Origin of the sequence: Streptomyces rubiginosohelvolus (genome assembly GCF_014649875.1) — a bacterium.
Classification (GTDB): domain Bacteria; phylum Actinomycetota; class Actinomycetes; order Streptomycetales; family Streptomycetaceae; genus Streptomyces; species Streptomyces rubiginosohelvolus.
Genome location: NZ_BMTW01000015.1, coordinates 137,879 through 162,237 on the forward strand (window position 1 = coordinate 137,879; position 24,359 = coordinate 162,237).

Here is a 24,359-nt window from a genome sequence, read left to right on the forward strand (position 1 = left end):
CAGCTGTCTGCCTACCAGCCAAACCCGTACCCGGAGATCGCACAAGGGTGCCCCCGAGCCAGGAAAATCCGATTGCGCCCAGGCCGGGTTCCCCGTCAGCATGCCCCGTATGCACCACACGGGGGAGCGCCGATGAGCGCGCGGCTGCGCGGGATCGCGCGCGAGACGGAAGCGGTCGTCGAGGCCGGGCGATACCGCAACGCAGCAGGTCAGGACGTGTCCATCGAACGAGCGGTGGCCGCGGCACGCTCCGGCACCCGGCTCTACGGCCCCGATCCGGTGCCCGTCGCCGCCCTGGACACCGACCGCACCCCGCACATCGAGGTCACCGCCGAGAGCAGCCTCGCCGCGGCCCGCCGGATGACCGGCGAGGCCCCCGGCCGGGTCGTTGTCCTGAACTACGCCTCGGCCCGCAACCCCGGCGGCGGCTATCTCAACGGCGCCCAGGCCCAGGAGGAGGCCCTGTGCCGAGGATCGGCCCTCCACACGACCCTCCTGCGCGCCCCCGAGTACTACGCGCACCACCGCGCGGAGCGCAGCGCCTTCTACACCGACCGGGTGATCCACTCGCCCGGCGTGCCGGTCTTCCGCGACGACAGGGGCGACTTCCTGGACGCCCCGTACACAGCGGGATTCCTCACCTCGCCCGCGCCGAACGCCGGAGTGATCCGGCGGCAGACCCCCGAGGACGCCCACCGCGTCCCGGCCGCCCTGGCCTCCCGCGCCGAACGGGTCCTGGAGGTCGCGGCCGTACGGGGGTACCGCAGGCTCGTCCTGGGCGCCTGGGGCTGCGGAGTCTTCCAGAACGACCCGGGGGCGGTCGCGGAGGCGTTCCGGGCGCTGATCGGCGAGGGGGGCCGGTTCGGCGGCCACTTCGAGCAGATCGTCTTCGGGATCCTGGACCGGAACCCCGACTCCGCCGTCCGGGCCGCCTTCACCCGGACCTTCGCCTGACGCGGAGCCCGCCGGGGCCGCGCTCCGGGGTGCCCGTCGCAGGCGTCGCGCCCCGGGCCTGACCGGCCGGACACGCTCCGGGGGCGCTCAGCTCCATCGGACACACGCCGGGGAGCCGCTCAGCTCCAGCCGTACCGCTCGCGCAGCCGCCCGACGACCCGGTCGAAACGCTCCAGGTCCAGCGCGCACGCCTCCCGGCGCATCCCGTCCTCGTGGACCCGCAGCACCCGGTCCAGATCCGCCCAGGACGGCCGCCCCGAGCTGTCCCACGGGCCCGCGCCCAGCGCCACCCACTCGTGGTCCCGGTCGTGCTGCTTGCTGGAGAGCTGGACGGCGAGGAGCGTGCCCGCCTCCTCACGGGCCACGACGAGCACCGGCCGGTCCTTCCCGCGCCCGTCGTTCTCCTCGAAGGGCACCCAGGTCCAGACGATCTCGCCGGGATCGGGATCGCCGTCGCGATCGGGGGCGTAGGAGGTGCGCACGGAACCCACCTCGGCCGGATCGGCCTGCACCGTGGCGGTCGGCCCGCTGCTGCCGGGCACGTCAAAGGGGTTGTCGGAACGGTAGGCGCTGTCGTGGAACGTCATCACCACACCGTAGAACCCCTGGCCCCGGATCCCGGGAGGGGGGCGGCGGACCGAAACGGCGGGGCGGTGTTCCGGCCACCGTGACCGGACCTGCGGGCCCCGGGCCGAAACCCGCTCCCGCGGGTCTGGAAGACTGCCCGACGCCATGAGCCAGTTACCCAAGCAGCCCGCCGAAGTCTCCGTCCCGACCAGCGCCGATGTGGCCCGCCTCGCCGGAGTGTCCCGGGCCACCGTGTCGTACGTACTGAACAACAACGCCACCGTCCGGATCAGCGATCCCACCCGACGCCGGGTCAGGGAGGCCGCCCTCCAACTCGGTTACGTGCCGCACGCGGCCGCCCGCAGTCTGCGCGCCGGACACAGCCGCATGGTCCTGCTGCCCTCAGGCCACATACCCGGGGGGCCGCTGCACCAGTATTTCTTCGAAGAACTCCAGTCCGGGTTGCGCCGGCTGGACTACACCGTCGTGCAGTACGGCAGCGTCGGCCTCTCCGCCGACGAGGCGGCCACGGCCTGGGCCGAACTGCGGCCCGTCGCCGTCGTCGTACCGCCGGGCATCACCCTCACCCCGCACGGCACGGGCATCCTGACCCGCTCCGGGGCCAAAGCGGTGATCACCCTGGGGCCCGACCCGGTACCGGGTGCGCACGGCCTGGTCATGGACCAACGCCGGGTCGGGGAAAGCGCCGTGCAACACCTGCTGGCCCGCGGCCGCCGCCACATCGGCGTGGTCATGCCCCAGGAACCGTGCCGCGCGTCGTTCTCCGAAACCCGCCTCGCCGGCGCCCGGCGTGCCGCAGAGGCCGCCGGGGCCCGCATCTGCCCGCTGCCGCTGCGGTACGAGGAGGAGTCGGGGGAGCAGTTGGCCGCCCGCTGGCCGGAACTGGGGCTGGACGCGGTGTTCGCGTACAACGACGAGTACGCCATGCTGATGATGCGTGCCCTCCAGGACGCCGGAGTGGACGTGCCCGCCGACACGGCGGTGATCGGGGCGGACGACACCCTCATCGGCAGGCTGCTGCGCCCCCGGCTGAGCACCGTCCGGATGGAGCTGGCCATGCCGCAGCCCCTGGCGGAGACGATCGACCGCATGGTCCAGCACCCGGGCGGGCCACCGGTCCACCACGACCTGCTCCGCACCAGCGCCGTCCACCGGGAATCCAGCTGACCGCCTCCGGCGCTGGATATGCGCCGTGCACCGCGCATGTCTAGCGTCGGAGGCATGAGCCACCCGCAGAGTTACGAGCTGCTCCTGATCCCCGACCACAGCAGAACGCGGTCCGGAGCCCCCGGCCGGCCGATCCGGTCCGCGGTCGTCGCCGCCACCGGCGAAACGGGGGCCTCGGGCTATCCCCGGTACGCCGGTGACGGCATGGAGGCCGACGTCGATCCGGAGACCCGGACGGTGGAGGCCGTGCTGATCGACGGCGAGGAACTCGACTACGGCATGTCGGTCCGCGTCGCAGGGTCCGAGGGCGAGCGTCGGCCGGGCGCTTGAGACAGCCGCCCGGCCGGACGGTCTACTGAGCCTCGGGCTGCCCCTGCCCCTGCCCCGCCTCGGCCGCCCGCTGCTGCTCCTCGACCGACTTGCGGACCTCGTCCATGTCCAGGTTCCGGGCCTGTCCGATGACGTCCTCCAAGGCCGCCTCGGGCAGTGCGCCGGGCTGCGCGAAGACCGCGACGTTGTCCCGGACGATCATCAGAGTCGGGATGGAGCGGATATCGAAGGCAGCCGCCAGCTCCTGCTGTGCCTCGGTGTCGACCTTGGCGAAGACCAGGTCCGGGTGGCGCTCGGAGGCCGAGTCGTAGACCGGCGCGAACTGCCGACAGGGGCCACACCAGGAAGCCCAGAAGTCGATCAGGACGAAATCGTTGTCGCTGACGACCTGATCGAAGTTTTCCTTGGTGAGCTCGACGGTGCTCATGCTGGGGATACCTCTTCCTGTGCCCGTGGGGGTCCTGTCGGGTCCTGTCCGGCACAACGGTGACTGCACTTGCGCTATTCCGCCTGCCCATGTGGCCGGTGCGCACACCCACGAGGAGACTGTTTCCATGACTGACGCAGGCAAGATCTCCGAAGGCTCGCCCTACGACGTAGTGGTCATCGGTGCCGGACCCGTGGGCGAGAACGTGGCGGACCGGGCCCGCGCCGCCGGGCTCACCACGGCGGTGGTGGAATCCGAGCTGGTCGGCGGCGAATGCTCCTACTGGGCCTGCATGCCGAGCAAGGCGCTGCTGCGCCCCGTCGTCGCCCGCGCCGACGCCCGCCGGGTGCCGGGACTGAGCGCCGCCGTGCAGGGCCCCCTGGACGTGGGGGCCGTCCTCGCCAAACGGGACGAGGAGACGAGCCACTGGAAGGACGACGGCCAGGTCGCCTGGCTGGAGAGCGTCGGAGCGGACGTGTACCGCGGTACGGGCCGGCTCACCGGCCCCCGCGAGGTCACCGTCACCGCCCCCGACGGCACGGAGCACCGGCTCACCGCCCGGCACGCCGTCGCCGTCTGTACCGGCACCCGGGCCGTCGTCCCCGCCCTCCCCGGCATCGAGGAGGCCCGCCCCTGGACCAGCCGCGAGGCCACCAGCGCCAAGGAGGCTCCCGGCCGGCTCGTGGTCGTCGGCGGGGGAGTCGTGGGCGTGGAGATGGCCACCGCCTGGCAGGCGCTGGGCTCCCAGGTGACCCTGCTGATCCGGGGCGGCGGCCTGCTCCCCAGGATGGAGCCCTTCGCGGGCGAGCTGGTCGCCGACGCGCTCACGGAGGCCGGGGCCACGATCCGTACGGGCGTCTCCGTCACCGCCGTGCACCGCCCCGCACCCGACGGCCCGGTCACCGTCGAGCTGGACGACGGCGGCTGCGTCGAGGCCGACGAGATCCTCTTCGCCACCGGCAGGGCTCCGCGCACCGACGACCTGGGGCTGGAGACCGTCGGCCTCGAACCCGGCTCCTGGCTCACCGTGGACGACAGCTGCCTCGTCGAGGGCACGGACTGGCTGTACGCGGTCGGGGACGTCAACCACCGTGCCCTGCTGACCCACCAGGGCAAGTACCAGGCCCGGATCGCGGGCGCGGCGATCGCCGCCCGCGCCGGGGAGACCCCCCTGGACACCGCCCCCTGGGGCGCCCACGCCGCCACCGCCGACCACGCGGCCGTTCCCCAGGTCGTCTTCACCGACCCCGAGGCCGCCTCCGTCGGCCTGACCCTCGCCGAAGCCGAACGCGCCGGCCACCGGGTCCGCGCCGTCGACTACGACCTCGCCTCCGTCGCCGGCTCCGGCCTCTACGCCGGCGGCTACCGGGGCCGCGCCAGGATGATCGTGGACCTGGACCGCGAGATCCTGCTCGGCGTCACCTTCGTCGGCCCGGGCATCGGCGAACTCCTCCATTCGGCGACGGTCGCGGTCGCGGGGGAGGTCCCCGTCGCCCGCCTGTGGCACGCGGTTCCGGCGTACCCGACGATCAGCGAGGTGTGGCTGCGGCTGCTGGAGACGTTGAGGGGGTAGCGACCGCTGTCACGAGCGCTTCCGCCGTCGGCGTACCGCCGGCGGCGGCGGCCTGTGCCCGGCGTGCCGCCGTGTTCTTTCCCCCGCAGGGGCATGTGAGTGACCATCAGGGGCAGGAACTCATCGTCGACACGAGGGGGACAGCCGTGAAGGTGGGACTGCTGAGTCGGGAGTACCCGCCGGACGTCTACGGCGGCGCCGGTGTCCATGTCGAGTTCCTGGCACAGGAGTTACGCGCGCTCACCGACCTGCAGGTCCACTCCTGGGGCGAAGGGGCATCGAACGGCGTGGTGAGGCACCGGCCCGGCCGGGAGCTGGACGGTGCCAACGACGCGCTGCGCGCCTTCTCGGTGGACCTGTCGATCGCCGCCGCGCTCGAAGGCCGCGACCTCGTGCACTCGCACACCTGGTACGCCAACCTCGCGGGCCACCTCGCCGGAATGCTCCACGGCATCCCGCATGTGATGACCGCCCACTCGCTGGAGCCTCTACGGCCCTGGAAGGCCGAACAGCTCGGCGGCGGCTACGCGTTGTCCAGCTGGGCCGAGCGCACCGCCGTGGAGTCCGCCGACGCGGTGATCGCCGTCTCGCACGGCATGCGTGCCGATATCCTCGGCTGCTACCCGCAGTTGGACCCCGACCGGGTCAGGGTCGTCCACAACGGCATCGACACCCGCCTGTACCGGCCCGTTCCCGGAGCCGATGTACTGCGCAGGCTGGGCGTCGACCCGGACCGCCCCTTCGTCCTGTTCGTCGGCCGCATCACGCGCCAGAAGGGCGTTCCGCACCTGCTGCGCGCCGCCCACCGGCTCGACCCGGCGGCGCAGTTGGTGCTCTGCGCGGGCGCGCCCGACACTCCGGAGATCGAAGCCGAGTTCCGCGAACTCGTCGGCGAACTGGAGCGCTCGCGCGACGGGGTCCACTGGATCCCGGACATGCTTCCGCGGCCCGACGTCATCCAACTCCTCAGCAGGGCAGCCGTTTTCGTCTGCCCTTCCGTGTACGAGCCGCTGGGCATCGTCAATCTCGAAGCGATGGCCTGCGGCACCCCGGTGGTCGCCTCCGCGGTCGGAGGCATCCCCGAGGTCGTCTCCGACGGCGGCACGGGACTGCTCGTACCGTACGAGGCCGACGAGCCGGGCCGGTTCGAGGCGGATCTCGCCGAAGCGATCAATCAGGTGCTCGCCGATCGTTCGGCGGCCCGGCGGATGGGTGAGGCGGGCCGTGAACGTGCGGTGCGCGAGTTCGGCTGGGACAGGGTCGCCCGGCGGACTCTCGAGGTGTACGAGGAGCTCGTCAAAACGGTGTAGCCGGAAACGGCTCCGGTGTTTCAGGAGGGGGAGTGGCCATGCGCGCTGGACCTTCGGTGCTCGGGATCGTCCTTGCGGGAGGCGAGGGGAAACGGCTGATGCCGCTGACGGCCGACCGGGCCAAGCCCGCGGTGACCTTCGGCGGAACCTACCGGCTGGTCGACTTCGTCCTGTCGAACCTCGTCAACGCCGACATCATGAGGATCTGCGTCCTCACCCAGTACAAGTCCCACTCGCTCGACCGTCATGTGACCACCACCTGGCGGATGTCCAGCCTGCTCGGCAACTACGTCACACCGGTCCCGGCCCAGCAGCGCCTCGGCCCGCGCTGGTACCTCGGCAGCGCGGACGCCATCCTGCAGTCGCTCAACCTCGTCCACGACGAACAGCCGGACTACATAGCGGTGTTCGGAGCCGACCACGTCTACCGCATGGACGCACGCCAGATGCTGGAGCGGCACATCGAGAGCGGCGCCGGCGTCACCGTCGCCGGTATCAAGGTGCCCCGTGCGGAAGCCTCCGCCTTCGGCGTCATCACCCCGGCCTCCGACGGCTCACGAGTGAAACGCTTCCTGGAGAAGCCCTCCGACCCACCCGGCCTGCCCGACGACCCGACCAAGGTCTTCGCCTCGATGGGCAACTACGTCTTCTCCACGAAGGTTCTCGTCGACGCCCTCCACCAGGACGCCGAGGACGAGAACTCCGTCCACGACATGGGCGGCTCCATCCTGCCCATGCTCACCGAGCGCGGGGCCGCCCACGTCTACGACTTCGACGACAACCACGTACCGGGCGAGACCCAGCGCGAGCGCGGGTACTGGCGGGACGTGGGTTCTCTGGACAGCTATTACGAGGCCCACATGGACCTCATCTCCGAGCAGCCGCTGTTCAGCCTCTACAACCAACGCTGGCCCATGTACACCCACGCGAGCCACCAGGCCCCGGCCCGCTTCGTCTCCGGAGGCATCGCCGGCGAGTCGATCGTCAGCCCGGGCTGTGTGATCCGTGGCCAGGTCACCGGGTCGGTGCTCTCGCCCGGTGTGATCGTCGAGCAGGGCGCGGTGGTCCAGGGCTCGGTGCTGCACCACGGTGTGCGCGTCGGCAGGGGCGCGGTGGTGCGCAACGCGATCCTCGACAAGAACGTCGACGTCCCGCCCGGGGCGACGATAGGCGTCAACCCCGAACGGGACCGCGAGCTCTACACCGTCTCGCGCAACGGCGTGATCGCCCTCGGCAAGGGCCGGGTGGTGTCCTAGGGGGTGGCTTCGGCAGGTGCTGCCTCTTCCACGCTGCGGGAGTTCGTGAGGCTCAGCGCGCCGACCGTCGCGATCACACCGACGGCGACGGCGAGGACGGCGTAGGCGATCCGCTCGCCGTGGAAGAAGGAGGCGACGAGGCCGCTGCTCCACACGCCGGCCGGAAGCTGGGTGGTGACCAGCGCGGCGATCAGCGTGCCGACCGCGGCGGTGCCGACGCTCGTGCCGACCTCCTGCGCGGTGTCGTTGAGCGCGGTGCCCATCGAGGTGCGGTTGGCCGGCATCGCGTCGACGAGCGCGACCGCGCAGATCGTCATGACGGTTCGCAGCCCGATCGTCATGAGCACCATGCAGAGCGCGATGACGAGATACCCGTGCTCGACGCCCCAGGACAGCCCCGCCAGCGCCACGGCCAGGCAGGCCGCGCCCACCAGGCAGGCGACGCGGTGGCCGTAGCGGCGGGCCAGTCCCTCGGAGAGGGGCGTCGCGAGCAGCATGGTCACGATCAGAGGCAGGTTGGCGAGGCCGGCCCGTACGGGGCTCCAGCCGTACGCGTACTGGAAGTGGAGGATAAGCCCGAACATCACGCCGGCCATCGCGATGGACGTACCGATCTGTGCGACGGCGGCGCCCCGGACCGTCCCGTTGGAGAACAGGCGCAGGTCCAGCATGGGGGCCGGGCTGCGGCGCTCGTGGAGGACGAAGGCGATCGCGGCGACGGCCGCGCCCACGATCGAGCCGAGGGTGAGGACCGAGAGCCAGCCGTTCTCGACGCCGCTGGTCAGCGCGTAGCAGGCGAGCCCGATGGTGGCGACGCTGAGCACGGCGCCCGGCACGTCGAGCCGGTCGCGGGTCAGGTCCTCGGGCCGGTCGGCCGAGACGCCCAGGCGGACTCCGATCCAGGCGATCACCGCGATCGGGGCGTTGACGACGAGCAGCCACTCCCAGCGCACATGGGCCAGGGCCGTGCCGCCGATCAGCGGCCCGAGGATGAAGCCGGACATGCCGACGACGATCATCACCGTCATGGCGCGCATGCGCAGCGCCTTGTCGTCGAAGAGGCGGAACACCAGCGAGTTGGTGATCGGAGCCATCGCAGCGGCGGCGATGCCGAGCAGGGCGCGCAGGGCGATGAGCTCACCCGCGGTGGTGACCCAGACGGCGCACAGGCTCAGCCCGCCGAACACGGCGAGACCGACGAGCAGGACGCGGCGGCGGCCGAGCCGGTCGGCCATGGAGCCCGCGGTGAGCAGCAGACCGCCGAAGGTCAGTGAGTACGCGCCGGTGACCCACTGCAGTGCGGTGGTCCCGCCGCCGAGGTCGCGCCCGATGGTGGGCAGCGCGATCGACAGCAGGGTGTTGTCGACCATCTCCACGAAGAAGGCCAGACAGAGCGCGGCCAGCGGGATCCAGGCGGCGCGCAGGGAGGGATAGGTACGGGAAACGGGGGGTTTCAGCATCGCGGTCGTCATGGCGGCGCTCCTTTCCATCGAACGCCGATCGGTTATCGAACGGTGTTCCATGAGGTACGATAGAACAGCGTTCGGTAGAGATGCAAACGAAGGGGCAGAGGGCATGCCGCGCCACCAGAACCGGGCCGCCGCGGGCGGCCGTCGCCGGGCTTCGCACTCGATGGAGTCCGTGCTCACCGAGGCGGTGGCGCTGCTCGACGAGGCGGGCCCCTCGGCCTTGACGTTCCGGGCGCTCGCGCAGCGCCTCGGCGGTGGCGTGGCCAGCATCTACTGGTACGTTGCGAGCAAGGACGAGCTGCTCGACCGCGCCACCGATCACGTCATCGGCGGCGTTCTCGCCGAGATCGAGGCGATGGAACCCGGTGACGACCCGATCGACGACCTGCGGGCGATGTCGCTGACCTTGTTCGACGCGATCCTGGTACGGCCCTGGCTCGGGAACTACTTCATGCGCAACACCGACGTCCAGGGCAACGCCCTGCGCCTGTACGAGAAGCTCGGGCAGCCGACGCTGCGGCTGAAGCTCACCGCGCGCCAGCGGTTCCACGCCGTCTCGGCGATCACGACGGTCGTCGTCGGCTCCGCGGTCGACCTGGGGCAGGAGCCGCCCCAGGAGGTCCTCGACGGCGCCCTCGGTCGCGACGAGTTCCTCGGCCGCTTCGCCGCGACCTGGCGGGAGCTCGATGCCCAGGAGTTCCCCTTCGTGCACGAGATCGTCGACGAGTTCGAGGGGCACGACGACATCGAGCAGTTCCGGGCCGCGCTGGATCTGACCCTGGCGGGGCTGAGCCTCCAGGCCGGCGCCTGAACGAATCTCCTGGGTGACCGCTTGGCCGAAAAGTGTGCCTTGCGGCAAGGGTTTCCGGTTCCCGACAATCGGATCGCTTTGACGGGTGCATGACCAGAGTGTCATCGCGCCCGTGTCGTGGTTCCCCCAGCAGCCCCCCACGAAAGAAGGCGGTCCGTGAAGCAACTCCTGCGTGCCCTCAAGAGATGTTCCGTCGTCGTCGCCACCGTCGCCATCGCCGTCGTCGGCCTCCAGCCCGTCACGGCCTCGGCAGCCCCCAACCCCGTCGTCGGCGGAACCCGCGCCGCCCAGGGCGAGTTCCCCTTCATGGTCCGGCTCTCCATGGGCTGCGGCGGCGCCCTGTACGCCAAGGACATCGTCCTCACCGCCGCCCACTGCGTGAACGGATCGGGCAACAACACCTCGATCACCGCCACCGCCGGTGTCGTCGACCTCCAGTCGTCCAGTGCCATCAAGGTCCGCTCCACCAAGGTCCTCCAGGCCCCCGGCTACAACGGCACCGGCAAGGACTGGGCGCTCATCAAGCTCGCCCAGCCCATCAACCAGCCCACCCTGAAGATCGCCACCACCACCGCGTACAACCAGGGCACCTTCACCGTCGCCGGCTGGGGCGCCAACCGCGAGGGCGGCAGCCAGCAGCGCTACCTGCTCAAGGCCAACGTCCCGTTCGTCTCCGACGCCGCCTGCCGCTCCGCCTACGGCAACGAACTCGTGGCCAACGAGGAGATCTGCGCCGGATACCCCGACACCGGTGGCGTCGACACCTGCCAGGGCGACTCCGGCGGCCCGATGTTCCGCCGGGACAACGCCAACGAGTGGGTCCAGGTCGGCATCGTCAGCTGGGGTTACGGCTGCGCCCGGCCCGGCTACCCCGGCGTCTACGCCGAGGTCTCGACCTTCGCCTCCGCCATCGCCTCGGCGGCTCGCACGCTCTGACGCCGCGCACCACCACCGTTCGATCGCCCTCGGGTGATCACGGCTGAACCACCCCCGGGGGGTGCCCGTACGGACGGGCACCCCCCGGGCCCGTCCCCACGGACGGCCGCGCTGATCCCGGGGCTCCGGACGCGTTGTCACTGGGGCCGCCTAGAGTCTCTCCCAATCGTCACGGTGCGTTGCCGTCGACGGGATTCATCAGCATGCCGCCAGGGCGGCGGCCGGCCGGCACGACGGGGAGAACAGCGCATGGGGTGGGTTCCGGCGGGCGACTACGAAGTCGCTCTGGAGGCGGGCAAGGTGGTCTGCCGCAACGGGAAGGGCCGACGGCTCAAGTCCGTTCCGGCGAAATTGAAGGACGATCCGGCGGTCGTCGGTCTCCGCCAGCTGACCGAGTGGCTGGAGCGGCACGAGAAGCGATGCCTGAGCGACGTCGAGCAGTGGATGGTGCGTTCGCTGCCCGTTCCCACCGCCGTGCTCGCCCGGGTCTGGCCCGACCCGGCGTGGCAGGCCGCCCTGCGGGACGTCGTGGTCACCGGCGCGGACGGCGGAGTCGCCGGGTTCCTGCGCGACGTCGATCCCGAGCGCGGCCTCGGCCTCGTCGACCTGGACGGCGACACGGTCCGCATCACCCCCGACATCGTCCATGTGCCCCACCCCGTCCTGCTGGAGGACCTCGACGAGCTGCGGGAGTTCGCGGTCGAACTGGAAGTCCGCCAGAACGTCGAGCAGCTGTTCCGCGAGGTGTGGCACCGCCCGGCCGGCCTCGCCCCGGACACCACCTCCGTGGACACCTACGCCGGCGGCGTGTTCAAGGAACTGCGCTTCCTGCACGGCCGCGTCACCCAGCTCGGATACCGGTCGCGCGGCGGATACGCGGTCTGCCCGGTCGTCGAGGACGGCGTCGGAGTCGAGGCCCGCATCTGGATCGGCGAGCACGACGGATACGACGCGTACGGCACCGAGACGGGCCCGCTGGGCTGGACCGACGCCTCGGGGCGCGCGCTGACGGCGGCCGAGGTCGGCCGCGTCGCGTGGTCCGAGGGCATGCGCATGGCGGCGGCGCTCTACGCCGGACGCGACGTGGAGGACGAGGAGCGGGCGGCATGAGCAACATGACGAACACCGAAGCGAACACGGCGGCGACGGGCTCGACGGCCCTCCCCGCCCAGAACCGGGGCCGCAGCGCCGCCGCCCTCGCCGCCGAGGCCCGCGCGGCGAGCCTGCTGGACGCGGGCGCGATCCTCCCGGCCGGGACCACCGAGCGGGACGACGCCGACACGCTGACCGCCCGCACCTACACGCACACCGCACTCGGGGACCGCCCGGTGGTCCGGCTCGTCCCGGGCACGCTCGCCGAGGCCGAGGACCTGGCCCTGGAGTTCCTGGGGCTGGCCCGGGCCGCCGAGGCCCCCGTCGTCGGGCAGATCCGCCGCGAGACGCTGGGCTTCCCCGCCTGGGCCCTGGTCAACGACCCGGCCAACGGGCACCACGCCCTCGCCCTGGTCAAGGACATCGAGCGGCTCGGCCGGCAGGCCAAGACCCGCGCCGGAGCGGCCAAGGAAGGCTTCGACGAACTCGGCACCCGCCTCGGCCGTGCCGTGCCGCACTTCCTCCCCACCTACTACGAGCAGGTGGCCCGCCTCTTCCTCCAGGCCGAGAACGCCACCTACGCCGCCTCCTTCTTCGGCAAGGCCCGAGAGGCCGAGCGGGTCCACGGCCTGGTCGTGGACGAGGATCGGCAGCGCGCCGTCTTCCTGGAGTTCGCCCTCGCCGGCGCACTGACCGTCAAGGCCCTGCGCCAGTACGTGCGCGACCTGGTGGCCCGGCTCGCACCGGCCGACGCCTGGGCGCAGTTCCGCCGCCTGCTGGTGGAGCGCTGCGCCGCCGGTATGCCGCCGTACGCGGCACTTCCGCAGGACGTACGCACGCTGGTCAAGGCCGCCGGACTGGACCGCGAGAGCGCCGAACGCGAGCTGGTGGCCGACCTGATCGGCTCTCCCGGAGTCGTCCGCGCCCCCGCCTCCTTCTGGGAGACCTACGGCTCCGCGCTCATCGCCCTCGCCCGGGCGGACGCGTCCGTACGGGCCCGGCTCCTCGGGTTCTTCCCCGAGACCTTCAGCGAGAACGGCCGCGACACGGACGGCGAATCCGGCTGGCTCGCCCTGCTGGCCGACTCCGGAGCCGAGGAACTGCTGACCGCACTCCCGGGCTCCTCCGACTCCGCCGACGCGGCCGTCTCCCCGGCGGACTGGCTCGCCCGCTGGGAGGCGTACCGACGCCGCAACCGGGCCACCTCGGGCCGCAGCCCCCGCACCCTGGACCTCACCGCCCGGATGGCGGACCGGCTGCGCGCCGACGGACGCCCCGTCGAACTGTTCCAGGGCCGCTGGCAGCCCACCGCCGACCTGGACCTTCTCGACCTCTGCCTGGCCTCCGGGGTCCCCGTGGCCGAGCCGGACGGCGAGGACTCGGGCCGTGGCCACCAGCGGTCGAACGGCTTCGCGCTGGGACAGTGGCTCGCCGACGACGAGCCCGGACAGCGGGATCTCGCCGCCGTCGCCGAACACCCGGGCTTCCGCGACCTCCTGCGCCGGAACGTCGGCGGCCTCGGCGACGGGCGCGGCCAGCGGCTGAGCGACGCCGGGATGGCGAAGGTGGCCGCCCACCCGGTGCTCTCCGTCCTCCTGCGCGAGTGGCTGACCCGCTGTGCCGAGGAGTACACCGCCGCGCGAGGACTGCCCGGGCTGCGCATCGCCCTCAACAAGCTCTCGCCGTTCCGCGCCGTCGTCGCGGACGTCGCCCCGGAGGCCGCGCGCCTGCTCGAAGAGCACGACGTCGTACCCCTGCTCGTCTCCACCCTGCGCACGGGCGTCTTCGACGAACTGGGCTGGCCCGCGCTCGACGAGACCTACACCGAACTGGCCGCCGAGGCAGCCACCGCATCGCGGCGGACGAACAACCGGTCGCATAATGTCGGCGTCACCGGTGCCTGGCCCGCGCTGATCCTGAGCACACAGGAACGGGCCGTCGTCGTCGGCCCGGAAGGCGTTCTGCTGCGGCACACCCTGCGACTGCCCCCCTCCACCGACCAGTGGCGGACACCCGCCTTCCGCTTCGTCGACGGCGAGTTGCTGGTGATCTGGTGGGAGGACGGCAAGCAGCACGGCTACTGGTCGCACCGCCCCGCCGAGGTCTTCACCGTCGGCGGCGAGCAGACCCCTCGCTGGGGCCGCCCCACGCTCACCGACGAGGTCTCCGTACCGCTGCCCTCCGGCGGCAGCGCCACCGGAGGCAAGGCCCTGCACGCGGGCGACACCACCCTCCCGCCCCAGCGCGCCGTCCTCGCCGATGGCACCGGCCACTGGCGGGAGGGCCACCAGGGCACCGAGCGGGTGTGGCTGGAGTACGACCCGGTCAGCGGCACCCACGGCCGCGCCTCCCTGCCCGCCTTCCTCCGCTCCGGGGTGCAGGACGGCACCCGGCTGCTCGCCGAGCACTGCCAGGTGCTGCCCCTCCAGCCCGGTCTGGAGACCACCCCGTTCGGCACGGACGGCACGGTCCTCGGCCGCTGGGTCCGCCGCACCGCCACCGAGCCGGGCACGGCCGCCCCCGCCGACGGAGGCCGGATCGTCGCCGGTACCCCCGACGGCCACACGGTCGCCCTGCCGCACCCGCTGCCCGACGGCGCCACCGTCGTGCCGCTCGGCGCCCTCACCCTGCCCGGCGGGTCGCGGCCCGCCGTGGTCCTGCGCCACCGGTCCGTCGAGGCGCACCCGGCGGACACCGACGGCACCGGCGGCGGCCTGTGGTCCGTCGGCACCGACTCCTCCGGCGGGAACGACGCGGCGGGCACCCCCTACGTGCCGCCCGCCGTCTACTGGCACGCCCTGCGCCCCCGGGACGAGCAAGGATCGGCCACCCTGCGGAAGCTGACAGAGGCCCGGGCCCACGAGCTGTTCGACGAGGTCGCCGCCGCGGTCGTCCGGCACCTGAACGCGTTCCGGGCGGTCGAGGAGTACACCGGACCCTCGTCGCAGGAGATGAGCCAGGAGGCCGTCGCCCGGATCCTGCCCGAGGTGTCCGACGTACGCCTCCTCGCGGGCGTCACCGCGATCGTACGGAACGCCGTGGACCGGGCCGTCGCGGTCGCCCAGTACCTGGAGCCGCCCGCACCCGCGCAGCCGGTCACGCCCCGGAACACCGCACGCACCCAGGGCATGTTCTTCGACCACGAGCCCGGACACGGCGACGACACGACGCTGCGGGCCGCCACCGCCTGGGGCGCCGAGAAGGTGCGCGGCTCCTGGTACGGAGCCGCAAGCCGCTGGACGGCGATCCGGCAGATCCTCGCCGTCAACCACGTCCTCGGCGGTGAGCCGGCGTTCGGCCCGGCCACGCCGTCGAAGGTCCCCTTCACCCCCGTGGACGGCTGGCAGCGCGACGCGTACACGGTGCCCGGCGAATCCCTCGCCTGGACCCCTCTCCTCGACAAGCTGCCCGAACTGGCCTACCGGGCCGCCTCGGAGGCCACCTCCGCCGAGCACCGCGCCGGGCTCATCGTCCTGCTGGAAGCGCTCGCCGCGGGCCCGCTGGCCGACCCGGCGGGCACGGTCCGGCGGGTGGAGCTCGTCGAACCGCTCGACGCGGCGACCCCCGGCCGGACGGGACGCCCCGAGGCCGTGCACCGCCTCGGGCAGGTGCTCCGCAAGGGCGCCCGCACCGTCGTGGTCCTGGCCAACCACGGCCGCAACTCCCGGGACGACGCGGCCCGCTGGCTCGCCCTGGACCACGACCCGACCGGAGCCTTCGGACCCGTCCCCGGCTTCACCCTCGACCGCGAGCACGTCTACCGGCAGGGCATCGCCCGCGACCGGCTCACCCGGCTCACCGCCCTGGTACGGGACAAGGGCCCGGCGCCCTGGCGTCCGGAAGCCGCCGAGGCGTTCCACACGGCCACCGGAATCGGCCCCCTCCAGGCCACCGCGCTGCTGTCGGCGGCTGTCGAGGAGCCCGGCGCCGAGGCGCTGGCCCTCCTCGGCACGAAGAGCCGCGCCTTCGAGACCGCCCAGGACCGGCTGGACGCCCTGCCCCGCGACGAACGGCACACCGTGCTCCGGGCGTTGCTGCCCGCGGACCCGGCCGAGCTGTGGTCCACGGGCCCCGACGTCCGGGCCGCCGCCGAGACCTGGGGGGAACTCCTGGGGTCCCTCGTCCGCGTCCCCGAGGAACTGGACCTCGACCTCAGCGGGGCCACTGCCGCCTCCGTCGACCTGATCCTCAACGCGGGCACCCGCAGCTGGCTCGCCCACGGCACCCCCGTACCGGACGGCAGCGCCCGCCCGGCCCTCCACCGGGTCAGCGCGCGCGGCGCGGTCGCGAACGCCCTGACCGCCCTGCGCACCCTCGCGTACACGCTGCCGTACGGTCACCCCCTGCGGGCCCACCTGCCCGTCGGCCTCGCGGCGCTGCGCAGCCGTCTCGCCGACCCCGGACTGGTGCTGGACCTCGGTCTGGACTGGACCGAGTCGGGGACGTCCCTCGGCACCGCGATCCGCGCCGCCCACGCACTCCCCGAATCCGGCGGTGCCGAGGCCGACGGACTGGTCCGGGCCGGCACGGCGCTGCTGCTCGCCCCCGGGTACGGCGACAGCGAGAGGCTGCTGATCCGCCCGGCGGGACTGGAGGGCTCCGACGATCCGGTGTTCGGCCTGGTCGAGGGCACCGTCGGCCCCCACCGCACCGGCGACCTCCTCGCCCTGCGCGCCCTGCTGGGATCGGAGTCCGACGCCCTGGCCTCGGCGGGTGCCCCCGACGGCTCCGCCCACCACCCGGCCCAGGACCCGACGCGTACGGTGCCGGACCTGGTGGCCGAGGCGGCCGCCGCCCTCGCCCTGAGCGAGGACGCCGCCGCCCTCTACCTGATGCTGCTCGCCCTGCCCGACCCGACGGACCGCAACTGCGTCCGCTGGACCGAGTGGAAGCCGGCCCGGATCAAGAAGGCCCGCGCGGAACTCGCCGCCACCGACCTCGTCGTGGAGGCGAAGCGCTCCCGGGCCGGCCGCACCCTGTTCCTTCCCTGCGGCTGGCTCGAACGCGGCGCCCCCGGGCTGCCGCTGGAGACCTGGAAGGAAGGCCTGTACCCCGTGGCGGGGTCCGCCCGGACCCTGCCCCACCTCCCCGTCCCCGCGCTGTACGCAGCCGCCTGGGCACGGGTCCGGGGCGGCGACGCCCCCGCCTTCGAAGAACTGAACACCCGCGCCACCCGGAAGGGCCGCCGCCGATGACGTACGACACCACGACCACCCCCGACAGCACCACGCCGGACGGCACCCTCGCGGGAGGCGTCCCGGGCCAGGCGACGGCGCCCGGCCACGGGCCGCGGCAGATCACCCCGCCCGAGGACCGGTACGCCACCGAGCTGGCCTTCCTCGCCGCGCACGACTCCGGCCCGCGCCCGCCCGGCTGGCTGCTCACCCCCCGTGCCGTCGTCACCTTCGTGATGGGCAGCGCGGGTGACGCCCTGAGCCTGCCGAAGGGGGCCCGGCCCGGCGCCGGAGTGCCGCGCCGTCTGGTGATCGAGCAGAAGTTCGTCGGCGAACGCGCCTTGGTCGAACGGTGTGTGGTCACCCTCGCCGGGGAACGCGGGCTTCTCCTCGTCGGCGAACCGGGCACCGCCAAGTCCATGCTCTCCGAGCTGCTGTCGGCGGCCGTCTGCGGGACCAGCGCGCTCACCGTGCAGGGCACCGCGGGCACCACCGAGGACCAGCTCAAGTACGGCTGGAACTACGCGCTGCTGCTTGCCCAGGGCCCCACCGAGCAGGCCCTGGTGCCGTCCCCGGTCCTCACCGCCATGACCCGGGGCGCCGTCGCCCGCGTCGAGGAGGTCACCCGCTGTCTGCCCGAGGTCCAGGACGCCCTCGTGTCCCTGCTCTCCGAGCGGCGGATCGCGGTGCCCGAACTGGCGGGCGGCGACGGCGCCCAGGTGCACGCGGCCCCCGGCTTCACCCTCATCGCCACCGCGAACCTCCGGGACAAGGGCGTCTCGGAGATGTCCGCGGCCCTGAAGCGGCGCTTCAACTTCGAGACCGTGGGCCCCATCGGCGACGTGGACGCCGAGACCGCACTCGTCCGGAGCCAGTCGCGGGCCGCCGTCGAACGCGTGGGTGCCGCCTACCAGGTGGACGACGCGGTTCTCGAAGCCCTCGTCACCGCCTTCCGGGACCTGCGCGAGGGCCGCTCCGTGGAGGGCTGGGAGGTCGAACGCCCGTCCACGGTGATGAGCACGGCGGAGGCCGTCTCCGTCGCGGGCTCCCTGGGCCTGGCCGCCGCCTATTTCCCCGGCGACCGGGACGTACTCTCCCTGCTGCCCGGGCATCTGCTCGGCGTCGTCCGCAAGGACGACCCCGCCGACGCGGCACGGCTGCTGGGGTACTGGGACGGGCCGGTGCGCAGGCGCGCGGAGCAGGGTTCGGCCACCTGGCGTGCGCTGTGGGACCTGCGCTCGGTGCTGGAGAGCTGACGGATGAACGAGTCGACCATGGCCGGGGCCTCCGCCGAGGCACCGCCCGCCGCCGGCGTGCCCACCGGTGCTCCCACGGCTCCCGTGGTTCCTGCGGTTCCCGGGCGGGGTCCGGCGGGCGGACCGGCCACCGCGGAAGCCGCGGTGGCGGCCCTCGCGGAGGCCGGTCCCGGGGCACCGTTCCTGATCGGGGTACGCCACCACGCGCCCTCGCTGGCGGCCGCCCTGCCCGCCCTGCTGGACGCGGCCGACCCCGACGTCCTCCTCGTCGAACTGCCCGCCGAGTTCCAGCCCTGGCTGGGCTGGCTCGCCCACGAGGAGACCGAGGCCCCGGTGGCGCTGGCCGCGGTGCCCGCCGCCGGCCCGGCGGGTGAACGGGGCCCGGCCTTCTACCCGTTCGCGGACTTCTCGCCCGAACTGGTCGCGCTGCGCTGGGCGGCGAGGAACGGCGTCCCGGCCGTGGCCTGCGACCTGCCCCTGGCCGACCGGGCCTGGGCGGAGGGTCGCGACGGGGCCCCCGCCCCGGTTCCCGGCGCCGCCTCCGCACCCGTGCCGGGGGAGGGGCACGGGCTGTCCGCCGCGCTCCGGTCCCGGCTCACCGGCCGGGAGGGCGACGACCTGTGGGACCGCCTGGTGGAGGCCCAGGCGCCCGGCTCGACACCCGAGGCGCTCCGCCGTGCCGCCCTGCTCACCGGCTGGGCGCTGCGTTACGAGGCCGAGGCGCGGGGCGGGGTGCACGGCACGGACCTGGTACGCGAGGCATGCATGCGCGGCCATGTCGCGGAGGCCCTGGCGAACGGACGGCGGCCCGCCGTGGTGGTGGGCGCCTTCCACACCCCGGCGCTGTTGCGGTCAGGGGCGGGGGCGGACGGGACAGCCTGCACTGCTGTTGCCGCCGCCGAGGAGGCGGGATCGCCGGGCCCGCCCTCCGTGCCGGAGCCGAGCGTGGGCGGGCACGCCGACGGCGTTGCCGGGGCGGCCGCGTGCACGGTCTCCCTGATCCCGTACACGTACCCGCTGCTCGATTCCCGCTCCGGCTACCCGGCCGGCATCCGGGACCCGGAGTGGCAGCACACCGTCCTGGAGGCCGCCGGGGACCCGGCGGTGGTGCACGAGGCGCTGGTCCGCACCGCCGTACGTCTCTGTGCCGCCCTGCGCGAACAGGGCCACCCCTACGGCCCGGCGGACGGCCGGGAGATCGTCCGGGTCGCCGGTGACCTGGCCCGGCTGCGCGATCTGCCCGCGCCGGGCCGCGGTGAACTGCTGGAAGCCGTGCAGACGGTGCTGGGGCGCGGCGAGACCTACGGCACGGGACGCGCCGTCGCCCAGGCCCTCGAGCGCGTGCTCGTCGGAGCCCGCACCGGGCGGCCGGCACCCGCCGCTCCGCGCAGCGGACTGAGCCCCGCCGTCGAGGCCGAGACCGCGGCGCTCGCGCTCCCCGGGCCGCAGGACGCGCACGAGAAGGCACCGCGCGACCTCCGGCTCGACCCGGCGCGCTCCGCCCTGGACCGCCGCCGCGAACTGCTGCTGCGCAGACTGACGGTGTGCGGCATTCCCTACGCGCAGGAGCAGGAGGTGACGGGCGCGGCGGGTGCTGAAGGACTGACGACACGCTGGCGGGTGCGGTGGACCCCGGCGACGGCCGCGATGCTCACCGCGGCCGGGGCCCGTGGCGTCACCCCGGCCCAGGCGGCCGAGGGTGTGCTGCGGAAGCGCCACGCGGCCGAGCGCGCGGAGGGCGGTCCGACGGCCGCCCAGGTCGTCCGCGGCCTCGCGGAGGCCGCCGCGTGCGGGCTGCCCGCCCCTGCCGACGAACGGCTGACCGAACTCGCGGCCGTGCTCCCCGCGAGCGGCACCCTCCCCGAACTCCTCGCCGGGCTCGACCTGCTGGACCGCGTCGACGCGGGCCATCTGCCGGGCCTGACCGAGCCCGACGGCCCTGACAACCGGTCCGACAGCTCCGAAGTGCCGTCAGAAAGCTCCGGAATTCCGTCCGACCGCCCTGCCGCGGCCCTGGACGCCGCCGACACCACCAGGGCCGCCCGCACCGCGCACGCTGCGGAACTGCTGACCGCTGCCGCGGTGCGCCAGGTCGAGGGGCTGACCGGCTCCGAGAAGCCGGAGGACGCCCGCGCCCTGCTCGAACTGGCCCAGCGGGCCGATCGGCTGGGCGGCATCCGGCTCACCGACGCCCTTGCCCGGCTGGCCGCCGACGGCGCCCCGCTGATCGCCGCGGCGGCCGGAGCGGTCAGGGTGCTCACCGGCCATGAAGAGGCCGAGGCCTTCGGGGAGCGCGTCGCCTCCTGGGTGGACGGTGCCGTGGACAGCACTTCCCGGGCCACGCTCACCGCCCGGCTCTCCGGCGTCCTGACGGTCGCGGGCCCGCTCCTGACCGTCGGCGTCGGCGCCCTGGATCCGTTGCTGGACCGGGTCGTCGAGCTGGACGACTCCGCGTTCCTGGCCCGCCTGCCGGCCCTGCGCGGTGGCTTCGACACCCTGAGCCCGGCCGCCCGGGACCGTCTGCTGGGCACCGTCGAGGAGCGGCTGGGCGAACGGGTGGACGATCTCGACGCCGACGATCCGGCCGAACTGGCCCGCCGTACGGCCGCCGACCTCGCGGCGCGGGAGCTGCTGACGGGACTCGGCCTGCCCGTCCCGCCGTCGCCGGACGACGGCCGGGTCCCACCGCCGTCGGACCACTCCGCCGCAGCCCCCGCGACGGCGCCTCTTACGGCTGTCACCCCCGCCGACGAGCCCCGGGCCGAGGCGACCTCTGCCGAGACGGCACCCGTAACCGCACTCACCACCGAGGCGCCCTCGACAGAGGTGCCCCCTGCCACGGCACACCCCACCGAGGCGCCCCGCGCCACGGCGCCCTCCACCGAGGCGGGACCCGCCCAGGCTCCCGCCCGTACCCTCGCACCCGCCGACCGTTGGCGGCTCGTGCTCGGCCGGAGCTCCGACCGGTTGCCGTCCGGCGCCGCCCGGCTGGCGACCGCGCTGGACGAGCTCTACGGCGCGGGACACGGGGAGGGTTCCCGCGGCGGCCTCCCCGGGCGCGACGGGTCCGGGGCCGGTGGCGGGCGGGAGCCGTCGTTCCCCGGTGTCCGCGAGTGGTCCGAGGAGCTGGCCGCGCTGTTCGGCCCCGGTGTCCGCGAAGAGGTCCTCGCCGCCGCGGCCGTGACGGGGCGGCAGGACGTCCTGGCCGAACTCGACCCGGCGGCCGCCACCCCCTCCGTGGAGCTGCTCCGGACGATCCTGCAGTACGCCGGCGGCCTTCCCGAAGCCCGCCTCGCGGCGCTCCGACCCCTGGTGCGTCACCTGGTCGAGGAACTGACCCGGCAGCTCGCCACCCGGCTGCGGCCAGCGCTGACCGGCGCGATGACGGCCCGGCCCACCCGCCGCCCCGGCGGCCGGCTCGACCTGCCGCGTACTCTGCACGCCAATCTGGCCACCGCCCGCCGGACGGCCGACGGCACGATCCAGGTGATTCCCGAAAAGCCCGTCTTCCGCAGCCGTGCCCGCCGGTCGGCCGACTGGCGGCTGATCCTGGTCACCGACGTCTCCGGGTCCATGGAGGCCTCCACGATCTGGTCCGCGCTGACCGCCTCGGTGCTCGCCGGGGTGCCGACCCTGAGCACCCACTTCCTGGCGTTCTCCACCGAAGTCGTCGACCTCACCGGCCATGTACGCGATCCCCTCTCCCTCCTGCTGGAAGTGAGTGTGGGCGGCGGAACGCACATCGCCGCCGGGCTCCGGCACGCCCGCGGCCTGATCGAGGTGCCTTCGCGCACCCTCGTCGTCGTCATCAGCGACTTCGAGGAGGGCGGGCCGCTCGCCGGACTTCTGGCCGAGGTGCGGGCGCTGGTGAACACCGGCTGCCACGTCCTCGGGTGCGCGAGCCTCGACGACGCCGGCCGACCCCGCTACTCGACGGGCGTCGCCGGGCAGCTCGTGGCCGCGGGGATGCCCGTGGCGGCCCTCAGCCCACTCGAACTGGCCCGCTGGATAGGGGAGAAGACCGCATGAACGCCGCTCAGCTGCCGCCCGTCGCACCTGAGGTCACGGCCACGCTCGTGGAGGGCCTCTCGCCCCGGCTGCGCAAACGGCTGGACGCGGCGGTCACCAAGCTCGCCGCCCGCCCGACGCACCGCGACGGGGACACCACGACGATCGAGGTCGACGACGAGACCGAGCTGCGCCTGTACGCCCCGGGCGGGGTGGTGGCGAAGGTGGAGGACGTCACCTGCGGCTGCCTCCTCGCCCCGGCCTGCGTCCACCGCGCGGCCGCGGCCTGTGCCGCCCCCGCGACCGACCTGGCGCCGGAGCCCGCCGAACAGGCCACCCCGGAAGCGCCGGGACCGGCCTCGGCGACGGCCCCGACCCCCTTCGGCCCCGACGCCGCCCATGCCCTCGGCCTCAACGTCGCCCCCGCCTCCGGCCCCGACGCCGCCACCGGCGTCGCCGCCAACGCAGCCCCCGGCCGCGCCCCCAACGCCGCCCCCGACGCCGCCACCCCGCACGAGACGGCGAGCCCGGACCAGCGTGCCGCCGCCGACGCCCTCTGGTCGGCGGGCGCCGCCGTGCTGGAGGCCGGGGTCGACGGGGCCGGGGCCGTCACCCAGTCGGCCCTCCTGCGCGCCGCGCACAGCGCCCGGCTCCGACACCTGCCCCGTGCCGCCGGCGCCGCGCTCTCCGTCGTCACGCTGCTGCGCGCGGCCCGCGCCGGGAACCCGTCGTACCGGACCGCCGAGCTCGTCACCGCCCTGGCCGAACTCCTGGGCACCGCCCGGCGGGTGGGGACGGCGTCCGGGGCGGAGCTGGCAGCCGTCCGGGGCCGGGTGCGTCGGCCGTACAGCCCGGACGGCTCGCTCCGCCTGTACGGCCTGTTCACCGAACCCGTGGTCACCGACTCGGGGCACGGCGGCGTCCGCACCTGGGTCGCCGGAGCCGACGGCCGCCTCTTCACCGTCGGCGATGTGGCGCCCGGCGGCGTGGGGCGGGCCCTCGGCGTGGCCGACCGGGCCGTGCGCCTGGGGGACAGCGCCCTCACCCACCGGGAGCTGGGCCGCGCCGGTCTCGCCGTCTCGGGCGCGACGGTCTCGCCCGACGGCAGACTGGGCGCCGGAAAGGCCGTCAAGGCCGTCACCGCCCGGGGTGCGGCGTGGACGGAGCCGCCGCTCGCCGCCCTGTGGGAGACACCACCGGCCGAACAGGCCGCCCGCGCCCTGCGGTCCACCTCCCGCTACGCGGACCCGGACGGCACCGGCAGCGACCTGCTCTTCCTGGACGTCGAACTCCTCGGCGCGGTACGGGAACCGGGCGGCGCCTGCCTGCTCGCGCAGTGCGAGGGAGGCGTTCGGATCCGGCTCACCGTCGCCGACGACGACCCCGCGCTGGCCCACCGCGACAACCTGGCCCTGCTGGCCGCCGCGCCGGGGACCCGGCTGAGGATCATCGGCCGCCTGATTCCCGCCACCCACCCCCGGCTCACCCTCCTCGCGTGCACGCACCCCACCGGCGAGGGCACGGTCGACCTCGGCCTCGACCGGCTGCGCCGCGCCGACCTCCCGGACCCGTCCGCCCCCGCCCACTTCGCCCCGCCGCAGCCCGCGGGACCCGGCGGGGCATCGCCCCTGTACCTCCTGGAGCGCCGGGTCGAACAGACGGTTCCGGCGGGCCGCGCCGCCCTGGGCCTGCTGAGCGATGTCACCGCCGAGACCCGCCGGATCCGCCGCGGCGGTCTCCCCACGGCTGCCGCGCTGCTCACCGCCCTGTGCGCCTCGGCCGCCCAGCGTGATCGCGATCTGTTCGGCCGTCTGCTCCCGGCCGACACCGACGGTTTCGCCGCGTACTGGCTGGCGGCCGCCCGCTACACGGCCGCCGTGTCCGAATCGCTGTGCGCGGCAGCCTGGAACGCGACGGAGGGAGATCCGGTCGCGGTGCCGCCCGTTCCGGTCCACGACGCGGCGGGCTGAGGCGCGGACCGCCCGACACCGGGCAGTCCACCCCGCCG

Annotated in this window: 16 protein-coding genes; 13 read left to right on the forward strand and 3 right to left on the reverse strand. The window is 74.0% G+C overall.

Features of this window, described 5'->3' with window-relative positions; translation table 11 throughout:
* Positions 1–132: 132 nt before the first annotated feature.
* The gene (locus IE134_RS27425; protein ID WP_098894874.1) at positions 133–954 is read left to right on the forward strand and encodes a TIGR02452 family protein; all 822 of its coding nucleotides are present in this window, start codon (positions 133–135) and stop codon (positions 952–954) included.
* A gap of 119 nt (positions 955–1,073) precedes the next feature.
* On the opposite strand, the gene IE134_RS27430 is transcribed toward IE134_RS27425, so the two are convergent.
* Entirely contained in the window at positions 1,074–1,541 is a 468-nt protein-coding gene (locus IE134_RS27430; RefSeq protein ID WP_030716962.1) for a type II toxin-antitoxin system PemK/MazF family toxin, read from the reverse strand.
* A 145-nt stretch (positions 1,542–1,686) separates the two neighbouring features.
* Here IE134_RS27430 and IE134_RS27435 point away from each other — a divergent pair, with 145 nt between their 5' ends.
* Entirely contained in the window at positions 1,687–2,709 is a 1,023-nt protein-coding gene (locus tag IE134_RS27435) for a LacI family DNA-binding transcriptional regulator (protein WP_030716963.1), read from the forward strand.
* Positions 2,710–2,763: 54 nt separating this feature from the next.
* Entirely contained in the window at positions 2,764–3,039 is a 276-nt protein-coding gene (locus IE134_RS27440) for a hypothetical protein (RefSeq protein WP_030716965.1), read from the forward strand.
* A gap of 22 nt (positions 3,040–3,061) precedes the next feature.
* Here IE134_RS27440 and trxA read toward each other — a convergent pair whose 3' ends face one another.
* Positions 3,062–3,466: a thioredoxin gene (trxA, locus tag IE134_RS27445; RefSeq protein ID WP_030716967.1), complete on the reverse strand. Its 405-nt coding sequence runs from the start codon at positions 3,464–3,466 to the stop codon at positions 3,062–3,064.
* A 127-nt stretch (positions 3,467–3,593) separates the two neighbouring features.
* Here trxA and IE134_RS27450 point away from each other — a divergent pair, with 127 nt between their 5' ends.
* The 3 genes from IE134_RS27450 (at position 3,594) to glgC (ending at position 7,605) form a co-directional block, all read left to right on the forward strand.
* Positions 3,594–5,039: a dihydrolipoyl dehydrogenase family protein gene (locus IE134_RS27450; RefSeq protein WP_189432027.1), complete on the forward strand. Its 1,446-nt coding sequence runs from the start codon at positions 3,594–3,596 to the stop codon at positions 5,037–5,039.
* Between the two features lie 146 nt (positions 5,040–5,185).
* Positions 5,186–6,349 carry a glycogen synthase gene (gene glgA, locus IE134_RS27455; RefSeq protein WP_030716969.1) on the forward strand — a complete coding sequence of 388 codons (1,164 nt, stop codon included), beginning with the start codon at positions 5,186–5,188 and terminating at the stop codon, positions 6,347–6,349.
* A gap of 38 nt (positions 6,350–6,387) precedes the next feature.
* Entirely contained in the window at positions 6,388–7,605 is a 1,218-nt protein-coding gene (glgC, locus tag IE134_RS27460) for a glucose-1-phosphate adenylyltransferase (protein ID WP_010058964.1), read from the forward strand.
* Here glgC and IE134_RS27465 read toward each other — a convergent pair.
* Positions 7,602–9,077 carry an MFS transporter gene (locus tag IE134_RS27465; protein WP_030716971.1) on the reverse strand — a complete coding sequence of 492 codons (1,476 nt, stop codon included), beginning with the start codon at positions 9,075–9,077 and terminating at the stop codon, positions 7,602–7,604. The genes glgC and IE134_RS27465 overlap by 4 nt on opposite strands.
* Before the next feature lie 160 nt (positions 9,078–9,237).
* Between IE134_RS27465 and IE134_RS27470 the strand changes: the two genes are divergently transcribed.
* The 7 genes from IE134_RS27470 to IE134_RS27500 all read left to right on the forward strand — a co-directional run bounded on the left by IE134_RS27470 (position 9,238) and on the right by IE134_RS27500 (position 24,321).
* Positions 9,238–9,885, forward strand: coding sequence for a TetR/AcrR family transcriptional regulator (locus IE134_RS27470; RefSeq protein WP_030716974.1), 648 nt, complete (start codon positions 9,238–9,240; stop codon positions 9,883–9,885).
* A gap of 156 nt (positions 9,886–10,041) precedes the next feature.
* Positions 10,042–10,821, forward strand: coding sequence for a S1 family peptidase (locus IE134_RS27475; protein ID WP_030716979.1), 780 nt, complete (start codon positions 10,042–10,044; stop codon positions 10,819–10,821).
* Between the two features lie 249 nt (positions 10,822–11,070).
* A complete protein-coding gene (locus IE134_RS27480; RefSeq protein WP_030716982.1) occupies positions 11,071–11,931 on the forward strand; it encodes a DUF4132 domain-containing protein in 861 nt (286 codons plus the stop codon).
* Positions 11,928–17,108 carry a hypothetical protein gene (locus IE134_RS27485; protein ID WP_189432029.1) on the forward strand — a complete coding sequence of 1,727 codons (5,181 nt, stop codon included), beginning with the start codon at positions 11,928–11,930 and terminating at the stop codon, positions 17,106–17,108. Before IE134_RS27480 ends, IE134_RS27485 begins: the two co-directional genes overlap by 4 nt.
* On the forward strand, positions 17,105–18,343 hold the full coding sequence (locus IE134_RS27490) for an ATP-binding protein (RefSeq protein WP_189432031.1): 1,239 nt from the start codon (positions 17,105–17,107) through the stop codon (positions 18,341–18,343). Before IE134_RS27485 ends, IE134_RS27490 begins: the two co-directional genes overlap by 4 nt.
* Positions 18,344–18,346: 3 nt before the next feature.
* The gene (locus tag IE134_RS27495) at positions 18,347–22,372 is read left to right on the forward strand and encodes a vWA domain-containing protein (RefSeq protein WP_189432032.1); all 4,026 of its coding nucleotides are present in this window, start codon (positions 18,347–18,349) and stop codon (positions 22,370–22,372) included.
* Entirely contained in the window at positions 22,369–24,321 is a 1,953-nt protein-coding gene (locus IE134_RS27500) for a hypothetical protein (protein WP_189432034.1), read from the forward strand. The genes IE134_RS27495 and IE134_RS27500 overlap by 4 nt, the downstream gene beginning before the upstream one ends.
* The last annotated feature ends 38 nt before the right edge of the window (positions 24,322–24,359 follow it).

Excerpts from the sequence above, each read along its gene's own strand:
- IE134_RS27425 (WP_098894874.1), top strand. The coding sequence starts at position 133 with ATGAGCGCGCGGCTGCGCGGGATCGCGCGCGAGACGGAAGCGGTCGTC.
- IE134_RS27430 (WP_030716962.1), bottom strand. The coding sequence starts at position 1,541 with ATGACGTTCCACGACAGCGCCTACCGTTCCGACAACCCCTTTGACGTG.
- IE134_RS27435 (WP_030716963.1), top strand. The coding sequence starts at position 1,687 with ATGAGCCAGTTACCCAAGCAGCCCGCCGAAGTCTCCGTCCCGACCAGC.
- IE134_RS27440 (WP_030716965.1), top strand. The coding sequence starts at position 2,764 with ATGAGCCACCCGCAGAGTTACGAGCTGCTCCTGATCCCCGACCACAGC.
- trxA (WP_030716967.1), bottom strand. The coding sequence starts at position 3,466 with ATGAGCACCGTCGAGCTCACCAAGGAAAACTTCGATCAGGTCGTCAGC.
- IE134_RS27450 (WP_189432027.1), top strand. The coding sequence starts at position 3,594 with ATGACTGACGCAGGCAAGATCTCCGAAGGCTCGCCCTACGACGTAGTG.
- glgC (WP_010058964.1), top strand. The coding sequence starts at position 6,388 with ATGCGCGCTGGACCTTCGGTGCTCGGGATCGTCCTTGCGGGAGGCGAG.
- IE134_RS27465 (WP_030716971.1), bottom strand. The coding sequence starts at position 9,077 with ATGACGACCGCGATGCTGAAACCCCCCGTTTCCCGTACCTATCCCTCC.
- IE134_RS27470 (WP_030716974.1), top strand. The coding sequence starts at position 9,238 with ATGGAGTCCGTGCTCACCGAGGCGGTGGCGCTGCTCGACGAGGCGGGC.
- IE134_RS27480 (WP_030716982.1), top strand. The coding sequence starts at position 11,071 with ATGGGGTGGGTTCCGGCGGGCGACTACGAAGTCGCTCTGGAGGCGGGC.
- IE134_RS27485 (WP_189432029.1), top strand. The coding sequence starts at position 11,928 with ATGAGCAACATGACGAACACCGAAGCGAACACGGCGGCGACGGGCTCG.
- IE134_RS27490 (WP_189432031.1), top strand. The coding sequence starts at position 17,105 with ATGACGTACGACACCACGACCACCCCCGACAGCACCACGCCGGACGGC.
- IE134_RS27495 (WP_189432032.1), top strand. The coding sequence starts at position 18,347 with ATGAACGAGTCGACCATGGCCGGGGCCTCCGCCGAGGCACCGCCCGCC.
- IE134_RS27500 (WP_189432034.1), top strand. The coding sequence starts at position 22,369 with ATGAACGCCGCTCAGCTGCCGCCCGTCGCACCTGAGGTCACGGCCACG.